The sequence below is a fragment of the Labrenzia sp. 5N genome, assembly GCF_012395805.1.
Classification (GTDB): Bacteria; Pseudomonadota; Alphaproteobacteria; order Rhizobiales; family Stappiaceae; genus Roseibium; species Roseibium algicola.
Map to the genome: position 1 here is coordinate 1341883 of NZ_JAAZTM010000020.1, position 22536 is coordinate 1364418.

Annotated in this window: 23 protein-coding genes; 10 read left to right on the top strand and 13 right to left on the bottom strand. The window is 59.6% G+C overall.

Translation table 11 applies throughout. From position 1 onward, the window contains the following. The first annotated feature begins 9 nt into the window (after nt 1-9). From HEP89_RS26590 to HEP89_RS26605, 4 genes are all read left to right on the top strand, one after another. Nucleotides 10-1137, top strand: a complete 1128-nt coding sequence (locus HEP89_RS26590; protein ID WP_168693444.1) for a glycosyltransferase family 4 protein — start codon at nt 10-12, stop codon at nt 1135-1137. Further along, complete coding sequence (locus tag HEP89_RS26595; protein ID WP_168693445.1) at nt 1134-2288, top strand: glycosyltransferase; 1155 nt, start codon at nt 1134-1136, stop codon at nt 2286-2288. Before HEP89_RS26590 ends, HEP89_RS26595 begins: the two co-directional genes overlap by 4 nt. Further along, entirely contained in the window at nt 2285-3055 is a 771-nt protein-coding gene (locus HEP89_RS26600) for a polysaccharide deacetylase family protein (RefSeq protein ID WP_077290373.1), read from the top strand. The genes HEP89_RS26595 and HEP89_RS26600 overlap by 4 nt, the downstream gene beginning before the upstream one ends. Before the next feature lie 250 nt (nt 3056-3305). Continuing rightward, on the top strand, nt 3306-3611 hold the full coding sequence (locus HEP89_RS26605; protein ID WP_077290374.1) for a DUF3088 domain-containing protein: 306 nt from the start codon (nt 3306-3308) through the stop codon (nt 3609-3611). A 32-nt stretch (nt 3612-3643) separates the two neighbouring features. Here the strand turns inward: HEP89_RS26605 and HEP89_RS26610 are convergent, their stop codons facing one another. Then, nucleotides 3644-4162: a peptide-methionine (S)-S-oxide reductase gene (locus HEP89_RS26610; RefSeq protein ID WP_077293119.1), complete on the bottom strand. Its 519-nt coding sequence runs from the start codon at nt 4160-4162 to the stop codon at nt 3644-3646. A gap of 292 nt (nt 4163-4454) precedes the next feature. On the opposite strand from HEP89_RS26610, the gene HEP89_RS26615 reads away from it, so the two are divergent. Beyond that, nucleotides 4455-5003 (top strand): GNAT family N-acetyltransferase, encoded by a 549-nt coding sequence (locus HEP89_RS26615; RefSeq protein ID WP_077290375.1) that lies wholly within the window; start codon nt 4455-4457, stop codon nt 5001-5003. Between the two features lie 245 nt (nt 5004-5248). Here HEP89_RS26615 and HEP89_RS26620 read toward each other — a convergent pair whose 3' ends face one another. From HEP89_RS26620 to HEP89_RS26630, 3 genes are all read right to left on the bottom strand, one after another. Further along, a complete protein-coding gene (locus HEP89_RS26620) occupies nt 5249-5476 on the bottom strand; it encodes a DUF2783 domain-containing protein (protein ID WP_197923294.1) in 228 nt (75 codons plus the stop codon). A 3-nt stretch (nt 5477-5479) separates the two neighbouring features. Next, nucleotides 5480-7090, bottom strand: coding sequence for an FAD-dependent oxidoreductase (locus tag HEP89_RS26625; protein WP_077290376.1), 1611 nt, complete (start codon nt 7088-7090; stop codon nt 5480-5482). A gap of 74 nt (nt 7091-7164) precedes the next feature. Continuing rightward, nucleotides 7165-7707 carry a VOC family protein gene (locus tag HEP89_RS26630; protein WP_077290377.1) on the bottom strand — a complete coding sequence of 181 codons (543 nt, stop codon included), beginning with the start codon at nt 7705-7707 and terminating at the stop codon, nt 7165-7167. A gap of 262 nt (nt 7708-7969) precedes the next feature. Here HEP89_RS26630 and nthA point away from each other — a divergent pair, with 262 nt between their 5' ends. From nthA to HEP89_RS26650, 4 genes are read left to right on the top strand one after another with little or no spacing between them, the layout of a single operon-like run. Further along, entirely contained in the window at nt 7970-8611 is a 642-nt protein-coding gene (gene nthA / locus HEP89_RS26635) for a nitrile hydratase subunit alpha (RefSeq protein ID WP_055658742.1), read from the top strand. Next, on the top strand, nt 8608-9270 hold the full coding sequence (gene nthB, locus HEP89_RS26640) for a nitrile hydratase subunit beta (protein ID WP_077290378.1): 663 nt from the start codon (nt 8608-8610) through the stop codon (nt 9268-9270). Before nthA ends, nthB begins: the two co-directional genes overlap by 4 nt. Further along, nucleotides 9260-9610: a nitrile hydratase accessory protein gene (locus tag HEP89_RS26645; RefSeq protein WP_031268099.1), complete on the top strand. Its 351-nt coding sequence runs from the start codon at nt 9260-9262 to the stop codon at nt 9608-9610. The genes nthB and HEP89_RS26645 overlap by 11 nt, the downstream gene beginning before the upstream one ends. Before the next feature lie 8 nt (nt 9611-9618). Further along, complete coding sequence (locus tag HEP89_RS26650; protein ID WP_077290379.1) at nt 9619-10071, top strand: isoprenylcysteine carboxylmethyltransferase family protein; 453 nt, start codon at nt 9619-9621, stop codon at nt 10069-10071. Nucleotides 10072-10087: 16 nt separating this feature from the next. Here HEP89_RS26650 and HEP89_RS26655 read toward each other — a convergent pair whose 3' ends face one another. Continuing rightward, nucleotides 10088-10978, bottom strand: a complete 891-nt coding sequence (locus tag HEP89_RS26655; protein ID WP_077290380.1) for a LysR family transcriptional regulator — start codon at nt 10976-10978, stop codon at nt 10088-10090. A 101-nt stretch (nt 10979-11079) separates the two neighbouring features. Here HEP89_RS26655 and HEP89_RS26660 point away from each other — a divergent pair, with 101 nt between their 5' ends. After that, complete coding sequence (locus tag HEP89_RS26660) at nt 11080-11367, top strand: DUF1330 domain-containing protein (RefSeq protein WP_055658736.1); 288 nt, start codon at nt 11080-11082, stop codon at nt 11365-11367. A 179-nt stretch (nt 11368-11546) separates the two neighbouring features. Here HEP89_RS26660 and HEP89_RS26665 read toward each other — a convergent pair whose 3' ends face one another. The 8 genes from HEP89_RS26665 to HEP89_RS26700 form a co-directional block, all read right to left on the bottom strand. Beyond that, a complete protein-coding gene (locus HEP89_RS26665) occupies nt 11547-12140 on the bottom strand; it encodes a class I SAM-dependent methyltransferase (protein WP_022997805.1) in 594 nt (197 codons plus the stop codon). 62 nt (nt 12141-12202) lie between these two features. Further along, nucleotides 12203-13381: an ABC transporter permease gene (locus HEP89_RS26670; protein ID WP_022997806.1), complete on the bottom strand. Its 1179-nt coding sequence runs from the start codon at nt 13379-13381 to the stop codon at nt 12203-12205. Next, entirely contained in the window at nt 13378-14403 is a 1026-nt protein-coding gene (locus tag HEP89_RS26675) for an ABC transporter permease (protein ID WP_031268102.1), read from the bottom strand. Before HEP89_RS26675 ends, HEP89_RS26670 begins: the two co-directional genes overlap by 4 nt. A gap of 266 nt (nt 14404-14669) precedes the next feature. Further along, nucleotides 14670-16556: an ABC transporter substrate-binding protein gene (locus HEP89_RS26680; protein WP_055658732.1), complete on the bottom strand. Its 1887-nt coding sequence runs from the start codon at nt 16554-16556 to the stop codon at nt 14670-14672. After that, nucleotides 16553-18439, bottom strand: a complete 1887-nt coding sequence (locus tag HEP89_RS26685; RefSeq protein ID WP_055658730.1) for an ABC transporter ATP-binding protein — start codon at nt 18437-18439, stop codon at nt 16553-16555. Before HEP89_RS26685 ends, HEP89_RS26680 begins: the two co-directional genes overlap by 4 nt. 290 nt (nt 18440-18729) lie before the next feature. Then, nucleotides 18730-20607, bottom strand: a complete 1878-nt coding sequence (locus HEP89_RS26690; RefSeq protein ID WP_209014831.1) for an adenylate/guanylate cyclase domain-containing protein — start codon at nt 20605-20607, stop codon at nt 18730-18732. Between the two features lie 115 nt (nt 20608-20722). Continuing rightward, nucleotides 20723-21307 (bottom strand): NUDIX domain-containing protein, encoded by a 585-nt coding sequence (locus tag HEP89_RS26695; RefSeq protein WP_168693446.1) that lies wholly within the window; start codon nt 21305-21307, stop codon nt 20723-20725. A gap of 17 nt (nt 21308-21324) precedes the next feature. Further along, nucleotides 21325-22509: a CaiB/BaiF CoA-transferase family protein gene (locus HEP89_RS26700; protein WP_022997812.1), complete on the bottom strand. Its 1185-nt coding sequence runs from the start codon at nt 22507-22509 to the stop codon at nt 21325-21327. Nucleotides 22510-22536: the final 27 nt, after the last annotated feature.

Below are 22536 nucleotides of genomic sequence, written 5' to 3' on the forward strand. Positions count from 1 at the left end.
AGGAAAACCATGAAGATTGCCTTCACTGCCCCGATGAAACCCCTGGATCATCCGGTCCCGTCCGGTGACCGGACCATGGGACGGTTGATCGTGAAGGCTCTGGAAAGTCTGGGGCACGAAGTGACGATTGCCAGCCGTTTCAGGTCCTGGCGCAAGGATGGCAGTGACGGCATTCAGTCAGAGGTGCGGAGTGAGGCGCTGGCAGAGGCAGACCGGATAAGCGCCGACTGGCAACAGTCAGGCTATCGGCCGGATCTCTTCCTGACCTATCATCTCTATCACAAGGCGCCGGACTGGATCGGCCCGGCGCTTGCCGACCGGTTCGACCTTCCCTATGCGATCGTTGAAGCCAGCCGTGCGCCGAAACGGCAGCAGGGCGACTGGGCCTTCGGGTTTGCCGCCGCGGATGAAGCCTTGAAGCGCGCCGATGCCGTTGCCGCCATCCACAACGCTGATGCCGAATGCCTTGCGGCGGTCGTGCCACATCGTTGCCTGTCGGTCCTCCTGCCGTTTCTGGATGCCGATCCCTTTCTCGCCGCATCGACCACTGCCAAGCCGCTTGCGGCAAGTCCTCTGAAACTGCTCTCCGTGGGCATGATGCGCGAAGGCGACAAGCAGCGCTCTTACGAAGTGCTTGCCGCGGCACTGGGCGAACTTCGGGACCTGCCCTGGCATCTGACGCTCATCGGCGACGGACCGATGCGCGAGCAGGTCCTTGGCCTGTTTCCGCCCGAACGGATCACCTGGCTCGGCGCTCTTACCGGTGACGACCTTCCAGCCCAATACGCACGGCACGACCTTTTCGTCTGGCCCGCAATCCGGGAAGCATTTGGTCTCGTGTTTCTGGAAGCACAGGCAGCAGGCGTCGGCGTGATTGCCGGTGACACCTTCGGTGTTCCCGACATTGTCCGTGATGGCGAAACGGGATTGCTGTCACCCGAGGGCGATGTATCCGCGCTTGCCGCCAACCTCAGCCGCGCCATGCGGGAACCGGCGCTTGTGGACAGGCTTGGCCTGGCAGCCCGCCACCACATCCTTCATTTCCATACGCTTTCGGCAGGCGCTGCCCGGCTGGAAGCACTTGCCGAAAAGGCCATGCGGAACCACTTGAGCCGCCGGGAGACGAAAGACGCATGAGCTTCAAGGCCCTCATACATGTTCAACATCTGCTCGGGACAGGCCATGTCGTGCGGGCCGCTGCCATCGGCAAGGCACTGGCCGCCGAAGGCGTTGAGGTGACACTTGCCAGCGGCAACACAATACCGCCGACACTCGACACCGGATCACTGAAGATCGTCGAACTGCCAGCCTGCAGAAGTCCGGACGCGACCTTCAAGCGTCTTGTGACTTTGGACAATGAAGATATTGACGATGCTTGGAAAATCGCCCGCGTTAAAGCATCGATTCAAGTTCTTGAGGCCGACGACTTCGACCTGCTCCTGACCGAGACCGACCCCTTCGGCCGTCGCCAGCTTGACTTCGAACTGGCCCCTCTTCTGGAAACGGCCAAGGCGAGCAGCAAGGTCCCGCTGATTGCCACTTCCATTCGCGACATTCTGGTGCGCAAGAAGCAGCTCTGGAAAGAACGCTGGATGGCCGACCAGGCGCTGAAATTCTACGACCGGATCCTGATCCATTCCGATCCGGACTTCATCCGCCTTGCAGACAGTTTCCCTTTTGCCGAGGAGGTCGACCACCTGGTTCGCTACACCGGTTATGTCGGCGGCGATCCACGGCCTGTCGTGGAAGGGCCGGACGGCGAGGACGAGGTGGTTATCTCCTGCGGCGGCGGCGCCGTTGCCGAAAGCCTGCTGTCGGCGGCACTGGAAGCCAGACCGCTGTCGCGCCGTGCGGAAGACACGCCGTGGCGGGTGCTGATCGGTCACGACATTTCCGACGACGCCTTTGCCATTTACCGGCAAAGCGCGGTGGACGGGGTCATCGTAGAGCGCGCCCGGCGCGACTTTCCGGACCTTTTGAAACGGGCGCGCCTTTCCGTCAGCCAGGCGGGCTACAACACCGTGCTCGACATTCTTCAGGCTGGTGTTCCGGCTGTCTTCGTGCCCTTTGCCCAGATCAACGAGACCGAACAGACACAACGCGCGGAAGCGCTTGCCGGCCATGGACGGGCGATCGTTACGCCGGAAGCAGACCTCACACCAGAGCGGCTTGCCGCTGCCATTGACGATGCACTGGCTCTTCCGCGCAGCAAGCACACCGTCCGCCTGGGTGGTGCGGAGGAAAGCGCCCGTGTCCTCCTTCAAGACCTGAAAGACCGGATGTCATGACCACTGACCCGCAGCGCTTCCGGCAGGAGCTTACCGATCATCTCGACTGGTTTGCCGAACGCGGCCGCAAGGTCCGCTTCTGGTGGCGCGACGACGACGCCATCGAACCGACACCAGCCCTTGAACGCATGTTGTCTCTTGCCAACAATCATGACGTCGATGTGGCGTTCGCGGTCATCCCGAAGATGGCGACGAAAGCCCTTGCAGATCGGTTCGCCGATGAACGACATGCGCTGGTTCTGCAACACGGCTGGCAGCACAAGAATTTCCAGCGGAAGGACCTCGGCGAAAAAGCAGCCGAGCTTGGTTCCCGGCGGGATCCGGACGACCTGATGGCCGAGCTCAAGGCAGGTCATGACCGCCTGTGGGAACTCTTTGGCGACAAGTTCGTGAAGGCCATGGTGCCGCCCTGGAACCGGATCGATCCTGAAATCTCCCGCCGCCTGCCCGGTATCGGCCTGTCGGGTCTTTCTACCTTCACCTGGCACAACTTTCCGCGTGCGCATCAGCTCCAGTCGCACATCGACATCCTGAAATGGAAAAAGCAGGTGCGCTTCATCGGCTGGGAAAGCGCGCGGCTGCGCTTCGACCTGCAGCTCACCCGCCGGCGCAACACCGGCTCCGAGCCGGTTGGCCTCCTGACCCACCATCTGGTGCATGACGACGGCTGCTTCGAGTTTCTGGAGATCTTTCTGGAAATCGCCGCTCATCATGAAGGCGCTGAATGGCCGGAGGTGAAAAGCCTCTTTGGCGAGAACGGTTCCTAGCCGTTCGGATGAGAGCATCTGTCTGAGGTGAGAGGCGTCAGACGAGCACAAATTGTGCGTCTCCCCGGCCAAGCACCGCGCAGATTCGGAACTTACTCCCTACGGTCGCCCGGGGTGACCTTTTAGAGGTGATCTACTCCTGCGAGATGGTCTTCCTTACCAGAATGGATCAGGAGCTTGCAGCTTGGGCAGGTCTGCCGCATAGCTGCGCCAGATCCAAATCCGTTGAGTCGACGCAAAGGCCCAAGGCATGAAAGACACGCTCTACGTACTCGCCCCTGGATTTGAAGACCCCGCCTATCCCGGCAAGACATTCTACTGCTGGCATTGCGCGCTCATGGAAGGCGTGCTCGCCTCGTTTCCGGAGCTTGCGGACCGGCTTGACGTTCGCCGCATTGCCTGGCCGAAACCACGCAGGGACGTGGCCGAACTTCTGGGGGAAGACAATCAGTCCCTGCCTGTGCTGGTGCTCTCCGAAGGCGGCTTCATCAATGACAAGGACGCGATCCTTACCGCCCTCACCGAGCGCCACGGCTTTCCCCATCCTCATCCGTGACAGACAAACATCAGACCTGTTTACAGTCTTCGCTATTCCGCTGCTTCCAGTCGTTCCGGCTTCAGAGCAGCAACAAATTGTTTGCGCAGGAGGGCGAGCTTCGGGTCGATATAGGTCTTGCAGAACGGGCGTTCCGGCCCCTTGGCATAGTAGTTCCGGAACTGTTCGTCCGAGGCCTTGAACTCGGCAAGCGTCATTACACGCGTCACAAGCGGTTCGTCAAAGCGCTGCTGCAAGGCGCGCATCAGCCTTCCGACCTTCACACCTGTCCCGGCGTCATAGACGTAAACGGCACTGCGATACTTGCCGCGCATCTTGTGGTGGGAGGTGCTGGAGTGGGTGCGCAGATGGATCTCGAGCAGGACTTCCAGCGGCAGTGCGACCGGATCGAAGGTCACCACCACCGCTTCTGACCAGGCATTTTCTGGCGGATCGGAGCGGATGAAGCCCTGTTCCACCTTCGAAATGCCCGCAATTGCCTGAAAGACGGCCTCCGTGCACCAATGGCACCCGCCGCCCAGCCCGATTTTCACCCCGGCCTCCAATGTCATGATCGATGCTCCCAGTGTGACGTCAGGCATTTCGTTTGCAAAACGGCTTGGGGGAGATTCCCCCAGACGAGATCTTATGCCGACAATTGACAGGCTGCGCACAACATAAGATTGTGAGGCATGATCAATCGCGCGACCCTTCATCTAACCGTGGTGCATATCGTCGTTCCCGCAGGGGACGCGAGGGGATCACTGTTGGCTGAAGACATCTAGCCGGATCGCATCGCAACCCTGCTTCGAAGAGCAGGGTTTGTCAGATGCCTGCTCTCTCGATCCAACGAATGAGAGCAAAATGAGCATTTCAGACATCCCCGCGGAATTTGCACCGGTCTCCAGGGCAGGTAACTGGCCCGAAGGCCTGATTATACGCGCCGAAAGACCGGACGACGTGGACGGTTTGACCGTCCTGCAAGGTCTGCCGAAGTTCCGGGCGGGTACCTTGCGCCTGCCCTACCCACGGCGCAAGGACATCGAGGCCCGTGTGAACCAGTCCTCACCGGATAAGGTGTCCCTTGTCGGCATTTTGGGCGGGACTCTGGTCGCCGCCGCCGGTTTTGCCCGTTCCGCCGGACGGCGCGGACATGCGGCCAGTCTGGGCATGGGCGTGCACGACGATTACACCGGACGCGGGATCGGCCGGGCGATGCTGACAGAGCTGATCGAGATTGCGGACAACTGGATGAACATCCGCCGTCTGGAATTGACCGTCTTCACCGACAATGAAGCCGCCGTCAGGCTCTATCAGACACTTGGCTTCGAAATAGAAGGCACCCACAAGGACTTTGCCTTCCGCTCCGGGTCGTTTGTCGACGCCTATGCGATGGCGCGGCTCAGGAGGTGAGTGAAAGGCGCCAGCTTCTGATCTCTTTCCTTGTCGTCCCGGTTTGCCGCGCAAGCGGCGAGACCGGGACCCAGTATCCGTGAGACCCGGCCGAAAACCACGGCGGGGTCAGCAGATTACTGGATCCCGGCCTTCGCTGGGATGACAGGTTACTCATGCCCGACATTGCAGAAAATCAAGGGTTTTGAAGCCATCCGGACAACAGCCACTGGAGCGTGAACCACATGTGCTCCAGCCCCTTCTGCTCAGGCTGCTTCCTTTTTCTCTGCCGCCTTCGGATTGGCCGCAAAGTCGATGGCGGCTTTGAGGACATCCGGATCGCCGATCTGGTTGGCGAGGATGAGGATCAGCCTGGCATTCATGCAGTTTGCTTCCTCGTCACTCATATGGCGCTGACTGGAGACCAGATACTCATAAAAGCCGTCCGGATCGGGAAGGTTTCGTGTCAGGTTCAGCTTCAGATTTAAGGCCATGGTTCATGCGCCTCCCATCGCGGTTTTCAAGGCGGCTTCCACCTTGTTGTCGTTGAAATAGCGCCAGCGAGCGGCAATATGCTGGTCCGGGCGGATCAGGTAGACCGTGCCGGGAGCCGCGTCGTAACGGGCTGCAAGTGTTCCGTCCTTGTCCTGCAGGTCCTTGCCCACACGCAGGACACGGGCCTTGACATTGCCGGCTGACACATCTGTTGCGGCTTCATCACCAAAGACAAGCAAGGTGAACCCGTCGCCGATCTGGTTGAGGAACCAGGCCGCCTCGCCGTTCACTTTTACAGGCGCGTCGGCGCAACAGGTGCCCGGGGACATCTTGCCTGCGAAACTGGATTCGTCGGCCGTATTGAGCGCGCTTTCAACATAAGGTGTCGGCGCCGACAGACGTCCGGAGTTGACCAGTGGTTTGGCAAAGTCGGTCACCTCCGAAAGATCCAGAACCGCGTCCCGGAACCTGCGCGAGGCCTCGTTTTTCGGTGTGATGAAATCGGTGGAACGGGTCGAGTTCAACAGGTTGTCATCCGCCGCGAAGGCTCGCTCCGTGTGGTAGCTGTCGATGAGGCTTTCCGGGGCGTCTCCGTCCAGCACCAGTTTCAGCTTCCAGCCCAGATTGTCGATGTCCTGCACGCCGGTGTTGGCGCCGCGTGCGCCGAAGGGTGAAACCTGATGGGCAGCATCGCCCGCGAACAGTACCCGGCCATAACGGAAGTTATCGATCCGCCGGCAGGCAAACTGATAGACGGAGGCCCATTCCAGCTCGAACTCCTTGTCCTCTCCCAGCATCGCCTTGACGCGCGGAATGATGTTTTCCGGCTTTTTCTCCTCTTCCGGATCGGCCTCCCAGCCAAGCTGAAAATCCAGCCGCCAGACATCGTCGCACTGCTTGTGCAGAAGAGCAGACTGCCCCCGGTGGAACGGCGGGTCGAACCAGAACCAGCGCTCGGTCGGAAAATCGGCCTTCATGATGATGTCGGCGATCAGGAACCGATCCTGGAAGAACTGGCCGGAAAAGCCTGCCCCGACCATCTTGCGTGTGTCGGAGTTGGCGCCATCGCAGGCAACCACCCAGTCTGCTTCCATCTTGAAGACGCCGTCAGGCGTTTCGACGGTCAGCACGACATGATCGTCACCCTGCTGCAGGTTCAGGAGCTTGTGCTTCCAGCGCAAGTCGATGAGGTTCGATTTCTGAGCCTCGTCGACCATGTATTCCTCCAGATAATATTGCTGGAGGTTGATGAAGGCCGGGATCTTGTGGCCGTCTTCCGGCAGAAGGTCGAATGTGTAGGCAAGGTCGTCGCGGAAGAAGACCTTGCCGATCTTCCATTCGATACCCTTGTCGATCATGCGTGTGGCGCAGCCGAGCCTGTCCCAGATCTCCAGCGGGCGTTTGGCGTAACAGACCGCGCGCGAACCGATGGAAACGGTGTTGTTGTCGTCCAGAACAACGGTGGGGATGCCCCGCTGGGCGAAATCAAGCGCAGCCGTCAGTCCGATCGGCCCAGCCCCGATCACCACCACCTTGTGGCGCTTGACCGTACCTGTCTGCTGCTCCTCCGACTGACGATAACTGTATTGCGGATATTGATAGGTCTGAAACATCGGGCTCTCCTCCCAGATCCGCCAAGGCGGCATCAATCGAACGGCATTTGCCGCACTGGCGGCATGTGTCTTGCTCACACATCGGCCAGCTCTTTGGCGTGCAGCCATTCAGCGTGTTTCGGGGCCCTTTTGGTCTTCGACCATTCTTCCAGCATCTCCCACTTGACCTCGTCCAGGCGAGCCAGAAGCTGGTCTTCTTCGGGATCCGGGCAAGCCAGCTCGACACGGTGACCGTTGGGATCGAAGAAATAGATGGAGTGGAAGATTGAGTGGTCGGTCACACCCAGAACCTCGACACCGTTCTTTTCCAGGTGGTCCTTGAACGCAATCAGCTCGTCCCGATCCTTCACCTTGAAGGCGATATGCTGTACCCAGCGCGGCGTATTCGGGTCAAACCCCATCTCGGGTTTGGTCGGCAGTTCGAAGAACGCCAGGACGTTGCCGTTTCCGGCATCCAGGAAGACGTGCATGTAGGGATCGGGATCGTGGGTGGAGGGCACATGATCTTCGGCGATCGCCAGAACAAAATCCATGTTCAGCATCTTGCCGTACCATTCCACGGTTTCCTTGGCGTCCTTGCAACGATAGGCGACGTGATGCATCTGCTCGATTTTCATGGGACCGCTCCTCCAAATTAGTTACATATGTAACCATATAGCTCCACAGCCTATCCGCCTTGATCTAAGTCAAATTGGTTACATTCGTAACTAATTTAACGACCAATCCACGCAACACCGTCACCCCGGACAAATGCGACCAGGTCGAACACCGATCCGGGATGACAAACCCTCCTCAAAATCAGGCGACCAACCTCGTGTTGGAATTGACAGGCCATGACCTGCGTTCTCATATGAGGTACCTGCCAGCGAGGAGCTTTCCATGTCCGCTCACGAACACGATCATTCCCATGATCACGACCATTCCGAATTGAGCGAGATAGAGCTGCGTGTACGCGCTTTGGAAACGCTGCTGACGGAAAAGGGATATATCGATCCCCCTGCCCTGGACGAATTGATCGAGACTTACGAAACCAAGATCGGCCCCAAGAACGGCGCCCGCGTTGTTGCGCGGGCGTGGGCGGATGCAGACTACCGGGACCGGCTCCTGAAAGACGCGACCTCAGCGATTGCCGAGTTCGGCTTCACTGGCCGTCAGGGTGAACACATGGTGGCGGTCGAGAATACCGACCAGACCCACAACATGGTCGTTTGTACACTGTGCTCCTGTTATCCCTGGACAGTGCTGGGCTTGCCGCCTGTCTGGTACAAGTCTGCTCCCTATCGGTCCCGCGCCGTGCGCGACCCGCGAGGTGTTCTGGATGAATTTGGCGTAAAGCTGCCGGATGATACCGAAGTCCGCGTCTGGGATTCGACGGCTGAAATCCGCTATCTGGTGATCCCCAAACGCCCTGCGGGAACAGACGGATGGAGCGAGGAACGTCTGGCGGATCTCGTCACCCGCAACAGCATGATCGGTACCGGGCTGGCGCTCGATCCTTCCGAACTGGAGGATGCGGCATGAACGGCGCCCAGGATCTTGGCGGACAGATGGGCTTTGGCCCCATCGAACTGGAAGAAAACGAACCCAACTTCCATGCCAAATGGGAAGAACGCGCGTTTGCGGTAACGCTGGCCATGGGCGCAACCGGCTCCTGGACGCTTGATGCCTCACGCTTTGCCCGCGAATCCTTGCCGCAAGTTACCTACCTGACCTCCAGCTATTACGAGATCTGGACCAGAGGGCTTGAAAAACTTGTGCTGGCCAATGGCCTCGTTACGGAAGAGGAACTGAAACAAGGCCGGAAACTTGAAGCCGCGAAGCCGGTCAAGCGCGTGCTCTCGGCAGACGCTGTTGCCGGAGTTCTGTCCAAAGGCGCACCGGTCGACCGAGAAGAACATCAGCCCGCCCGTTTCCGCGTCGGTGACAAGGTCCATACGCGGCGCATGAACCCCGAACACCACACGCGCCTTCCCCGCTATGCCCGCGATGCTGTTGGCACGATCGAGGTCATTCACGGCGTTCATGTGTTCCCGGATACCAACGCGCACGGCGAGGGCGAACAGCCGACCTGGCTTTATGGTGTCCTCTTCAAGGGTACCGACATCTGGGGTCCTGACAGCGATCCCAAGCTTTCCCTGCGTATCGATCTCTGGGAGCCTTATCTTGACCTTGCCCGATAAGTTTCTCGAAACGCCGCGCCTGCCGCTGGATGAAGACGGCGGGCCGGTGTTCGGTGCTCCCTGGGAAGCCAGGGTTTTCGCCATGACGGTGAAAGCCCATGAAGCCGGAGTGTTTACCTGGGGCGAATGGGCTGAGGCTCTGGGCGCCGAGCTTGCCAAGGATGGCGACGGAAGCGGCGAGACCGAAGGCTATTACGACCGTTGGCTGGCGGCCTTCGAAGGTCTGCTCACAGCCAAGAACATTGCCGCAGCCGGACAACTTGCAGACCTGCGCAAGGCCTGGGACGACGCGGCCAGGGCCACGCCGCACGGCGCACCAATCGTTCTTCAGAGGTCCTGAGGGAGACCATGCGCCTGTTGCTTCCACCTCCGGTCGTCGTCGGGATCGGACTGCTTCTGCTGTATGCCGGCGCCAGGCTGTTCCCGGCGCTGAACCTCACCTTTTCAGGTCAGACTTCGATCGCCGCGGTGTTGCTCATTGCCGGACTGGCAATTGGCGGACACGCGCTTTTTCGCTTTGTCATGGCGGGAACGACCTTCAACCCCGTAACACCGGATAAAGCCAGAACTCTGGTGACCCGAGGTTTCTACAGGGTGTCGCGCAACCCGATGTATGTCGCCGACGTTCTGCTGCTATTGGCATTCGGCACCTACCTCGGTACGGCGACGGTTTTCGCCGTCGTTCCGGCTTTTGTCTGGTACCTGACCGAATTCCAGATCAGGCCTGAAGAAGAGCATCTGAAGCGCCTGTTCGGTCAGGAGTATCTCGACTATTGCGCGCGCGTTCGCCGCTGGATCTGACGGCTGGCAACGTCACTCAATTCCCGAGGTAGAGACTGCTCTTTTCCTTGAAGGCGTCGGCCGCAAAGCGAAGAAAGGTTCGGACCCTGGCGACGTTCTTCAGGTCCGGATGGGTCAGGATCCAGATATCGAAGTAACGGCTCGGTTCGACGCCCGGCAGGCGGATCAAGTCGGGATCAGGATCCCCCAGAAAGCAGGGCAAACGGCCGATGCCCATGCCGGCCCGAACGGCCGCATGCATCGTGATCATGTCGTCGGTGACCGTTGCCACCTCGCCATTGGGGTACCGATCGCGCATTTCCTTCGGCACCTTGTTTCCCCACCATTTGAAGGCGATGAAAGGCACCGCCTGCGATGTGACCGTTTCGAGCGCCGCGTCCCGGTATCGGCGGGCAAAGTCTCTCGACACGTAGAAACAGCGGTTCTGGCCTGTGGCAAGACGGCCAAACAGGCTTTCATCGGGCTTGTCGGTGACACGCACCGCGATATCGGCCTCGCGCCGGTGCAGGCTCAGAATTTCGTTGGCCGCATTCATGGTGACGTCGATGCCCGGGTGCCGCTCCTTGAAGCGCGCGACAATCTCGGCCAGTTGCACCTGGAAAATAAGCTGTGCCGCTGTAACCCGTAATGGGCCTTCGAGTTCGGTATCCTTGGCGGCAATGCGCATGTCCAGCGCAAGCACTTCCAATTCCATCCGGCGGGCGGCTTCAACCGCCTCTTCGCCGGCGGTGGTCGGCGTGAACCCTTCCGGAAGACGGTCGAACAGACGTGCGCCGATTTCCTCTTCCAGCGCCGACAGCCGCCGCGACACCGTAGAATGCGTCACACCAAGGCTGCGGGCGGCCTTGGTCAGGCTGCCGGCATTGGCAATGGCGAGCACGAATTTCAGATCATCCCAGCTATACATGGCACGTGCATTTTTGCACAGTTCGGTTACGAATTTGAAGAATTTTTCGCAAACCGCCTCTGCGATACGATTCTGGCATCTCAAGCAAAGGAGACCAAGAGATGTCCATTCAAGCGATTGCCATGATCACGGTGACGGATCGCGAAGCGCTCGGCGCCTATCGTGAAAAAGCTGCAGACGCTCTCGCCCGCCATGGCGGCAGCGTCATTGCAGCGGATCCCGAACCTCTGGTCCTGGAAGCGGCTATCGATGCGCCGAACATGGTTGCCCTGCTGTCCTTCCCCACGCCCGACGCCGCCAAGGCCTGGCATCGCGACCCGGACCTTGCCGATGTACACGCCCTTCGGAACAAGGGCGGCAAGTCGACGATTGTCGTGCTTCCGGGTTGATCACCTGTCACTGGGCAAATCGTCCTCTCGAGGAGGATCACCAAGTGCACTCCAAGAACAGGGGAGCCGCTGCCTGAGCACGCCTCCCCCTCTGGAAACAACACACCCCTGCCTCCTCAGGCTGAGGAGGCAGGGGTGTGTTCGCCATATTCAATGCTGTTTTTCGGGCTCTCCGGCGCTTACCGAACCGGCTTCACCAGGCGCATGCGCCAGGTGACGCCTTTCTTGTCGGAGACGAGACGATAGTCATCGAGCACTTCCCACTTGCTGGTATCGTCGGTTGCTTCCCAGAGCTTGTTGATCAGCTTGTTTGCACCTGACTCCGGCTTTTTCGGTGAATACATCGACAGGGCGATAACACCGTTTTCCTTCAGGAACGGGACGTAGCGGGCAACGACGGCAGCCGGGTCATCCGCGAAGTGAAGAACCTCGTTGAAGACAATGGCGGAGAACGTTTCACCTTCCTGCGCTTCGAAAGTGTGCATGTCGCCTGCCCGCAGGCTGGCGATGGCCGGGTCGACATTGGCGATCTGCAGGGAAGCCGGGGAAAGATCCATGCCGACATAGCGCTTGACGCCCATGGGCTGCAAACGCTCGTAGAGCAGGCCTTCGCCGCAGCCGATATCGAGAACGTCATCCATGGAGCCGGTCAGGCTCAGCCACATGCCGATAATGCCGTATCGGCCGCTTTCAGGCAGCGAGCGCAGGAAGGCCCAGCGACCGGCTTCATATTCCTCGTCCCAGCCAGCGGCGGTGGTGGCATTCTTCGACATTGTGACTTCCTAACAGCAAGACGGGCCAGAACGGCCCGCCGGTTCTTCAGATTTCAGATGCATCACTTATAGGGATCTGCCGCGTCGCGCAAACCATCGCCAAGGAAATTGAACGCCAGGACGACAATGATGATCGGCAGCACCGGAGCCATCAGCCAGGGATAGACGGTCACCACCGAAATATTCTGCGCTTCGTTCAAGAGAACACCCCAGGAAACCGCCGGCCGACGCAGACCGAGGTTAAGATAGGACAGCGCAGTCTCACCCAGGATCATGGACGGGATCGACAGCGTCGCCGACGCGATGATGTGGCTGGTGAAACCCGGCAGCAGATGCCGCGTGATGACGCGCTTCGGCTTGGCCCCCATCAGGACAGCTGCCTTGGCGTATTCCTCTTCACGCAGGGACAGCAGCTTCGACCTGACGGCACGGGCAAGCCCGGGCCAATCCAGCAGACCAAGGATGATCGTCAGTCCGAAATAGATCCAGACGGGGCTCCAGGTGACAGGCAGCGCCGCGGAGAGTGCCATCCAAAGAGGCAGTTCGGGAAGTGAGCGCAGGATCTCGATCGCCCGCTGGATCAGACTGTCGATCCAGCCGCCGAAATAGCCGGCTATCCCACCGAAGAAGAGCCCGAGAACGATTGAGATCACGACGCCGATCAGACCGACAGTGAGCGACAGCCGGGCCCCGTAGACCAGGCCCGAGAACTGATCGCGGCCAAGTCGGTCCGTCCCGAACAGGAACATCGTGCCGCCTTCCGCCGGGCACACAAGGTGGAATGACGCGTCCCAAAGCCCCCAGAACTTGTATTTTGCGCCGCTGCAGAAGAAGCGGAGCGGCTGGACATTATTCGGATCGTCCTTGAACACCCATTGCAGGGTTTCCATGTCGATTTCCGAGGTCATGCCGTAGACGAACGGGCCGACGAGCTTGCCTTCGTGAAACAAGTGGATCGGTTGCGGCGGAGCATAAAGATGCATGCTGTCGCGGCTGTTGGCGCCATAGGGCGCAATTACCTCGGCAAAGGGAACACACAGGTAGAACAGGATCAGGACCACGCCTGACCAGACCGCTATTTTGTGGCGCTTGAATTTCCACCACATGATCTTCCATTGGGAAGCCTGGTAGAAGCGCTCCTGCTCGGCGGTCATCTCCTCGGTGACAGCCGGGTTGAACGGCGTCGGATCGACGTAATGCTCGACTTCGCGCGTGGGCGTGTTCTTCACGTCCATGGTCATGACGAGGCCCTCCCGCCAAGACGAATGCGCGGATCGAGAACCGCCAGCAGCAGATCGGAGATCAGCATGCCGATCAGCGTCAACATGGCAACGAACAGCAGAATGAACCCTGACAGGAACTGGTCTTGCGATTGTAACGCGGACACAAGAACCGGCCCGACTGTCGGAAGGCTCATCACCACCGAAACGATCACCGAGCCAGAAACAAGCGACGGGATCAGGTTGCCGATGTCGGCGATGAACGGGTTGATGGCCATGCGCAGGGGATATTTGACCAGCAGGTGGTTTTCCTTCAGCCCCTTCGCCCGGCCCGTGGTGACATATTGCTTGTGAAGCTCGTCAAGCAGGTTGGCGCGCAGGCGCCGGATCATGGCCGCCGTGCCGGAGGTCCCGATCACGATGGTGGGCACGATCAGATGCGCCAGCACCGACATTGCCTTGTCGAAGCTCCAGGGCTGATCGATGTACTGAGGATCCATCAGGCCACCGACGGACAGGCCGAACCAGCGATTGAAGAAATAGAGCAGAATGAGCGCAAGCAGAAAGTTGGGGGTGGCAAGACCGATATAGCCCAGGAAAGTGAACCCGTAGTCCCCCCAGGAATACTGACGCGTTGCAGAGAAAATACCGATGGGGAACGACACCACGTAGACAAACAGGATCGTCGCGAAGTTCAGGACCACGGTCAAGGGAAGTGTCGGTCCTATGACCTGCTCCACCGGCTTGTCGAATTCGAACGACCAGCCCCAATTGCCCTGGATCAACCCGTCGAAACCGTGAGGCCCCGGCCAGAGGCCGACCCAGATGAGGTAGCGCTCCATGAAGGGACGATCGAGAGAGAATTCCTTTCGCAGGAACTCGAGCTTGGCAACCGAGGAACTTTCACCGGAGGACTTCAGGGCAGCAATCTGGTTGGAAATGTAATCACCGGACGGCAACTCGATGATGAAGAAAGTCAGCAGACTGATCACCAGCAAGGTGGGACCCATCATCAAAATACGTCGGACAATGTAATAGAGCACCTAAACTCCCCTCAGCCCCGGCACTTTGCGCAAATCAGGCTCTGATTTCTGCACTTAAAGTCAAATTCGGTTTCGATAGTATGACGTTTTTCAACCAAGAGTCAGTCCCCGGAAAAACGTCTGGCGGAACGGGCCGGATCAAGTCAGCCCGTCGCCTTTAAAGCGTTCGGTTCGGATAATCTTCCGAACCGAACGATACCTCTGGCAGTTTCCCCGGCCGGTTGGTGTCAGAACCAGCCGGACCGGAAAACAAGCGGAACTGCGGTTTACTTGGCCATGTAGAATTCATCCATGCGGTGAATTCCGAAATGGGCGCCGGGATCCCAGCCGTAGATACCTTCAAGCGGAACGTTTTCGACGTTCTTGATCACAACCGGCTGACGAACGCCGGAAACCAGACCGATATGAATGGTTTCGTCGGCATGGATCTGGAGCATTTCTTCCCAGATCTCGGTGCGCTCTTCCGGCGTTCTGGAGCTCAACCATGCGGTATAGAGTTCCATCAGACGCTCGGCCGGGGCCCAGTCGGGTTTTTCGCCGCCCTCACCCTGGGTTTCGAAATAGTCACCCCACTTGTGCCACGAAAACGCGTCGCCACGCACAGGGGCAAAATCTTCCGGCGGCATTTCGGACGTCGGAATGCCGTTCTCGAAGCCGGACCAGACAGACATCAGCAGGTCACCGGTGATGGCGCGCTCGCGCATGTTGTCACGCTGGCTCGGCTTGGCAAACAGAGCGACGCCGATCTCTTTCCACATTTCCTTGACCAGCTCCAGGGCATCATCCTGGACCTGTTCCTCGCCAGCGGTCTCCACGATGATTTCCAGCGGACGGCCATCGGACATCAGACGAATGCCGTTTCCGTTGCGCTTGGTGAGGCCGATTTCGTCCAGAAGCGCGTTCGCCTGTTCCGGATCGTATTCCGCCCACTTGGTGGTGAACTCGGCCTTGTAAAGCGGGCTGGACGCCAGAACCGTGTCGTTGCCCGGTGTTCCCAGCCCGAAGAACAGGACCCGGTTGAGCAGGTTGCGGTCAATCCCGAGCGACAGGGCATGACGGAACTTCGTATTGCGCATCAGTTCACGCCAGACCGGATCCTTGACCGTCAGGTTCGGCAGGATCGAGATCTCCGCACCCTTGGTGTTGGACCAGAGCGCGGTGACATAGTCATTGTCCTTTTCGCCCTTCTTCAGGACGGTAATGTCGGCGAAGTTGAGGTTACGTGCCTGCAGGTTGCTTTCACCAGCCTGTGCCTTGGCCGGGATCAGCTTGCCGTCGGCAACCGTCATGATGATTTCGTCGACATATGGAAGCTGCTGACCGGTGCTGTCGACCCGGTGATAGTATGGATTGCGTTCCAGAACGAAGCGCAGATCGCTGTCATCGCGGTTGCGCACCCAAGGCTGCAACGACGGCATGTCGACGTTCTGCGCGTTGTACATGTCGTCTTTTTTGTTATGGAGCGGTGCCCAGTCCCGCGCCTTCACCTTTGCAGCTTCCTTGGCGATCACATCAGGATCGCCGTATTTCTCGTGGAACTGCTTCAGATAGTGGGCTGGCCGATAGATGAACGGCGGACGGGACTTTGCCAGTTCCGGCAGGAACAGCGGGTTCGGCGAATCCCAGGTAAAGCGGACGGTGGTTTCGTCCAGGACCTCGAACTTGGGGCCCTTGCCGTTGGCCAGCAGGTACGGCGGCAGACCTGACGGGGTCAGACTTTCGTTGCTGACAATGTCCTCGAAAAAGTAGCGGAAATCCTCGGCACCGAAGGGATGGCCATCAGACCACTTGTGGCCGGCGCGCGTGTGAAGCGTGAAAATGCGGCCATCTTCAACATCGACGTTCGCCAGGATATCGGGAACCAGTTCCAGTTGCTCGTTGTAGCCAACGAGGCGGGCATAGCCCCAAACGTTGATCAGTCGGACATCCTTTGCCCGGCCGATCAGGGTGTCGATCTTGCCTCCCGGCTTGCCGACGGTTCGACCCTTGGCTTCAAGATCAACGATCAGAGGGTCGGAGGGAACCCGTTCCGCCACGGGCGGCAGAGACGGATCAAGGCCCGGTGTTTCCTTCAGCTCCAACGCGGCCAGTGGCCCCGCTATCAGAGCTACGGTCAGGAAAAGACCGGCCCTTACGGAATTCAAAAACTTCATGCTGCAGTCCCCTCAAGCGCCCCGGCATTCTTCAGGCCAGGTGCGCAGACAAAGTGATCCGGTTCCATTTCCACCAGCGACGGCGCCTGGCCGTCGGTCAATCGGAAAGGTTCCGGCCAAGATTGCGGCTCCGATGCTCTGTTGGCATCTAGGGCGGCAAAATCCAGTGGTGCCGACAGGTCCGGCTCGGGCACGGCCGAAAGCAGGGCTTTCGTGTACGGGTGCAGCGGATTGCCGACGACAGTTCGTGTTTCGCCCATCTCAACCAGTCGTCCACGGCACATGACCGCGATCCGGTCGGCAACATAGTCGACCACGGCCAGGTTATGGCTGACAAAGAGATAGGTCAGGTTCAGGTCGCGCTTGAGATCCTGCAGAAGGTTCAGGATCTGCGCCTGTACCGAGACGTCGAGCGCCGAGGTCGGTTCGTCGCACAACAGGAATTCCGGGTTGAGCGCGAGAGCTCGAGCGATCCCGATGCGCTGGCGCTGACCGCCGGAGAACGAATGCGGATAGCGGCGCAGGAAACGCGGGTCGAGCCCCACCAGGTTCATCAGATTGCGTGCGCGCTCGGCCCGCTCCTGAGGGGTGCCGATGCCGTGCACCTCAAGGGGTTCCATCAGTGTGTCGTTGATGGTCATGCGCGGGTTGAGCGAGGAGAACGGGTCCTGGAAAATAAGCTGCACGCGGCGGCGATAGTCCATCAGTTCCGCGCCCTTGAGCTTGGAGATGTCTTCCAGCCCCTTGCCGCGATTGTAGAGGACATTGCCGCCCTCGATACCGATTGCCCTCAGGATGGCCTTTGCTGCGGTGGTCTTGCCGGAACCCGATTCCCCTACGAGACCGAGACACTCGCCACGGCGGATCGTCAGGTTGATGCTGTCGAGCGCGGTCATGGTCTTGACCTTGCCACCAAGGAAAGACCCCTTGCGCAAGGTGAACCGTTTGGTGACATCGCGCATTTCGACCAGTGGCTCGCCCGGCTTGACATCGCAATGCGGGCGATTGGCCGTCAATTCCTCCGAACGGACCTTGATGGGCCGGATCGGCACCAGCCGCTCGTCCCGGTCCATGTGGAAGCTCGGGACCGCGTTGAGCAGAGCCTTCAGATAGTCGTGCTTGGGATTGGAGAAGAGCTGCTGCGCAGTGCCCTTTTCCATGATGCGGCCATGATAGATCACCGCGATTTCATCGGCCATGTTGGCGACCACGCCAAAGTCGTGGGTGATCATCAGGACGGACATGCGCAGTTCGGCCTGAACTTCGCGAATGAGTTTCAGGATTTCCGCCTGAATTGTGACGTCGAGCGCGGTGGTAGGCTCGTCTGCAATCAGCAGCGCGGGGCGGCAGATCATGGCCATCGCGATCATCGCGCGCTGGCGCAGGCCCCCTGAGAGTTCGAACGGATAGGTGTCGAGAGCGCGCTCTGGATCGGGGAACTGGACCAGGCTCAGCATGGTCTTGGTCAGTTCGCGTGCCTCGGCGCTGGAAACGTTGCGGTGAAGAAGTGCGGCTTCGCCGATCTGGTCGCCGATAGTATGCAGCGGCGACAGCGACGTCATCGGCTCCTGGAAAATGATCGCAACCCGGTTGCCGCGCAGGTGCCGCATCTGCGGCCCCTTGCGCTCAAGCGCAGCGATATCGACAGGCGGCTCTGCGCCGGTCGGATCCGCCAGGATTACCTTCCCGGATGTAATGGATGCAGCCTGGGGCAGAAGACCCATGATCGTCTGCGATATGACCGTCTTGCCCGACCCGGATTCGCCCACCAGCGCGACAGTCCGGTTCTCGGGTACGACAAATGACACATTGTCGACCGCCCGGACCTGACCTTCCGCCGTATTAAAATCAACCGTCAGTCCCTCAATCGAGAGAACATTCACCGCGCATTTCCTCCCAGGCAAGGATTGTCTGACAGAGGCTTACTAAGCCCTCATTGCATTTGAAAGACAACCAAATTCGCCAGTGGATAGCAATGCAGGATTCATGAAAACAAACTGTGATGTTCGTCACAGTTTGCAAGAGCAGACCCGTTCCGCCACTCGATTAACAGGTGCAACCGAACGTTAAACTGCAGTTGTCGAACGAACCTGAAATCATTTTTTCTGCGTTCATCTGAACACGAAACAGACTAGCTGGAAGCCTGGCCGGCGGTCCAACGGTCCGGAAGGAATCACTCCGCGGCAGACACCGGCCGCGCCACGGGCCTGTGTACCGGCTTTGACTGCGGAAAGGGATCGAGCCAATAGACTTCCATCTGCCCGCTTCGGCCGCGCAGGTGATGCGCGCCGACCGGCCGCTGGTGTCGCTCACCAGGCAGATGCGCAACGGTGTCCGCACTCGCCAGGATGACGACTTCCGGGTTTTCGGGAACTTCCTTGCCAAGCGTCTGCAGGCGTTCGGCCGCGTTCACGGTGTCGCCGACAACGGTATAGTTCCAGCGATCAAGCGCGCCAACGTTGCCGACAACCGCCGGGCCGGTGTGAATACCGATCCGAAGCGCCATCGGCGGACGCCCCTGGGTAACCGCGTTCAGATTCGACTGATGCAGCGCAGCTGCAATCCGGCGTGCGGTTCTGACAGCAGCCTCCGCATGGTCCGGGCGGGCATCGGGCGCGCCCCAAAAGGCCAGCATGCCATCCCCCAGGAATTTGTCGACCGTGCCGCCCTCGCCTTCGACCGCCTCGACCAGGATGGCGAAATGGTCATTCAGCAGGCTGGCGGTTTCTTCCGCACTCAGGTGCTCGGACAAGGCCGTGAACCCGACAATATCGGTAAAGAGGATCGTGAGTTCGGCACCACGCGCCTGTGCAGCATTCCCGCCACCCAATCGCATCAGCTTGATGAACAGCGAGCGCGGCACATAGGTGTTCATCGCCTTGAGGCCTTCAACCATGGAATTGAAGGCCAGCGCCACCTGATCGATCTCCGCGACGCGGCTGCGCGGCAGGGGCTCTACCTCGTTGAGCGACAGGCTGCCGATGCGCTTGGACTGAACTGCAAGGTAGCGCAACGGGCGGGCGACGCGCCGCCCCATCCAGAATGCGATCAGCACCGACACCACGAGCGCGCCGAAGCCGACGAACATGGAGCCCGCAAGACGCCGCAGCTCCCGGGAGACCGTCGCGCTGAGGTAATACTGTCCGACAGTCCAGGGCCGGTCGCTGAAACCATCCAGCTGGGCCTTCATGAAGATATATTCTTCGTTGTTTGCATCAACGGTGGAGACGTCGATGCCGAGTTCCGCGGCTTTCTTGAATTCGTCCAGCTTTTCTTCATTTACCATGGCAGCCAGAACGGGGTCGCCGATCGTCTGCCAGGAGCCCGGCAACTTGTCCTGAATGTTGCCACCGGTCTGGAGCCAGGGAGCGTCCGAATGCAGGATCACCTGATCGCCGTCCGCGATGATGAAAACGGTATTGTCGCCACCCTCGTCCTGAGCAGAAACGATGTGGGCAAGTTCTTCCATGGACGTCGCAGCCGTCAGCATGCCGGCAACCTTGCCGTCCCGCACCAACGGCACCGAAACATTCGCGAAAAGACCGACCTCGTGTTTGACGAGCGGGCCCCAGGTCGGCGGACTGTCGGCGCTCAATTGCGGCATTTCCTTCATGTTCATGCCGGGTGGCGGTGCGTCGGTTTCAATCCGCCACAGTTTGCCGGTCGGTGCCCGATAGATCCCCAGCTTGCTTCTGTCGGTCGAAGTCACCACCAGTGTGGTGATGTCGTGATTGGATTTCAGCGCGATCGAGAGATCCTGCAGCGTCCTTTCCGTATCGTCGAAGCCGAGCGTGCCGTCGTCGAAATAGGGCTTCAGGCCAATGATCGCGTTTTCGACAGACACGAAATGCGTCCGCAACTGCGTCTCGAGCGCCTGGGTGCTCAGGATCGTCTTGTCATTCAGCAGGGAAAACGTGTTGCGAAAGTTGGCCGAGACAGACAAGCCCAGGACAAGACCGATCGCAATCGCAACAAACGCACCGAACCCCAGCCCGACGATAGTCGTCAGGGGCAGCATTATGCGCCGGCCGGTGCGTTTCGATTTTTTCATTGGGCGGTGACCCTTGTTGCGAACAGGCAGCTTACCTGCATGACGGTTTCCGTCAAATTAAGGCAAGCTTTCGACTTTCCACCGCAAAGGACTGCCACCGCGATGTCTTTTGCCTTTAGCCGGTCAATCGACGCAGGGCCAGTTCCTGCAGCAAGATTATGGTTTTTGCGTCCATGATTTCACCGGAGCGGATCATCTCGAGCGCCTCGTCGAGGGGAACGTGCATCACCTCGATATCCTCCCCCTCGGTTTCCTTGCCGCCACCTTCGGCAACCTTGTCCTTCAGATGGTATGTCCCGCGGAAGAATGCCACATATTCGGTTACGGATCCCGGACTGCTGAAGGCATCGAACAGATGTTCCAGGTCCGAAACCTCAAATCCTGTCTCCTCTATCAGCTCCGCCCGCATGCGATCCTCCGGATGCGCACCTTCCAGAAGACCGGCGGGTGCTTCGATCAGCATCGGATCTCGACCGGCAGCCCAGACAGGCAGCCGGAACTGGCGCGTCAGCAGCACGCAATTGCGTTCCGGATCGTAGAGCAGGCAGGTTGCGCCATGCCCCCTGTCGTAGACTTCACGCACTTGCTCCTGCCAGTCGCCATCCCGGCGCCTGTACTCGATCCGGTGGCGGGTCAGCGTTCCCCAGGAATTGGACAGAACTTCGCTATCGGAGACCTTGAGGTAATCCGGGGTGCTCATGGCAGTGCTTTCTTCGTTCAGGAGTTCGGGTCAGACGTGATGCCCAGTTCCTTCAGGATTTCTTCCGTGTGCTCGCCAAGTGCCGGCGCGGCGCGGTCCAGCACGAGTGTCCCGTTCCGAAACCTGATGGGCGTGCGGACTGAGGCAACGGAGCCGCCTTCGACACCGGTCGCCGGCAGGTCGACCTTCATATCCCGGTGCAACACCTGCTTGTCGTTGAAGACATCTTCCACGGAATTGATCGGTCCAGCCGGAACACCCTCGCCTTCAAGCGCGGCCAGGAGGTCGTCGCGGGCTCTCGTTGACGTTTCAGCCGTCAGGATCGGCACAAGGTCCGAGCGGGCGGCAACCCGCGCTGCGTTGGTGGCGTAGCGGGGATTGTCGGCAAGCTCCGGCAGGCCAAGAACAGCACAAAGGCGCCTGAACTGGCCATCATTGCCGACCGCGATGATCAGATGCCCGTCGCTGGCCGGAAAGACCTGGTAGGGAACGATGTTGGGATGCGCATTGCCCAGACGTTTCGGTGCCTTGCCGGAAACAAAGTAATTGAGCGCCTGATTGGCAAGCACACCGACCTGCGCATCCAGCAATGCCATGTCGACCCATTCGCCTTCGCCGGTTTCATCGCGGCGGCGCAAGGCGGCAAGAACGCCGATGACACCGTAGAGCCCGGTAAAGATGTCCGCGAACGCCACCCCGATCTTCTGCGGGTCGCCTTCCGGGTCTCCGGTCAGATCCATGATGCCGCCCATGCCCTGGATCATGAAATCGTATCCGGCCCGATGAGCGTAGGGACCGTCCTGACCGAACCCGGTGATCGAGCAATATATCAGCTTCGGATTGACCTTGGAAAGGCTGTCGTAGTCGAGGCCGTATTTGGCGAGCCCACCGACCTTGAAGTTCTCGACCAGAATGTCGGCATCCGCCACCAGGCGGCGAACGAGGTCCTGACCTTCCTGTGTACGAAAATCCACCGCAATGGAACGCTTGCCGCGGTTACAGGCATGAAAATAGGCTGCATCCCGGTCCGCGCCCGCCTCGTCCTTGACGAATGGCGGCCCCCAGCCCCGGGTATCATCGCCTTGCGGGCTTTCCACCTTGATGACGTCTGCCCCCAGGTCCGCGAGGGTCTGGCCCGTCCAGGGCCCGGCCAGAATGCGGGCCAGTTCGACAACCTTGATGCCTTTGAGCGGCGCGGTCATGTGTCTCTTCCTGAATAGTGCCGACGG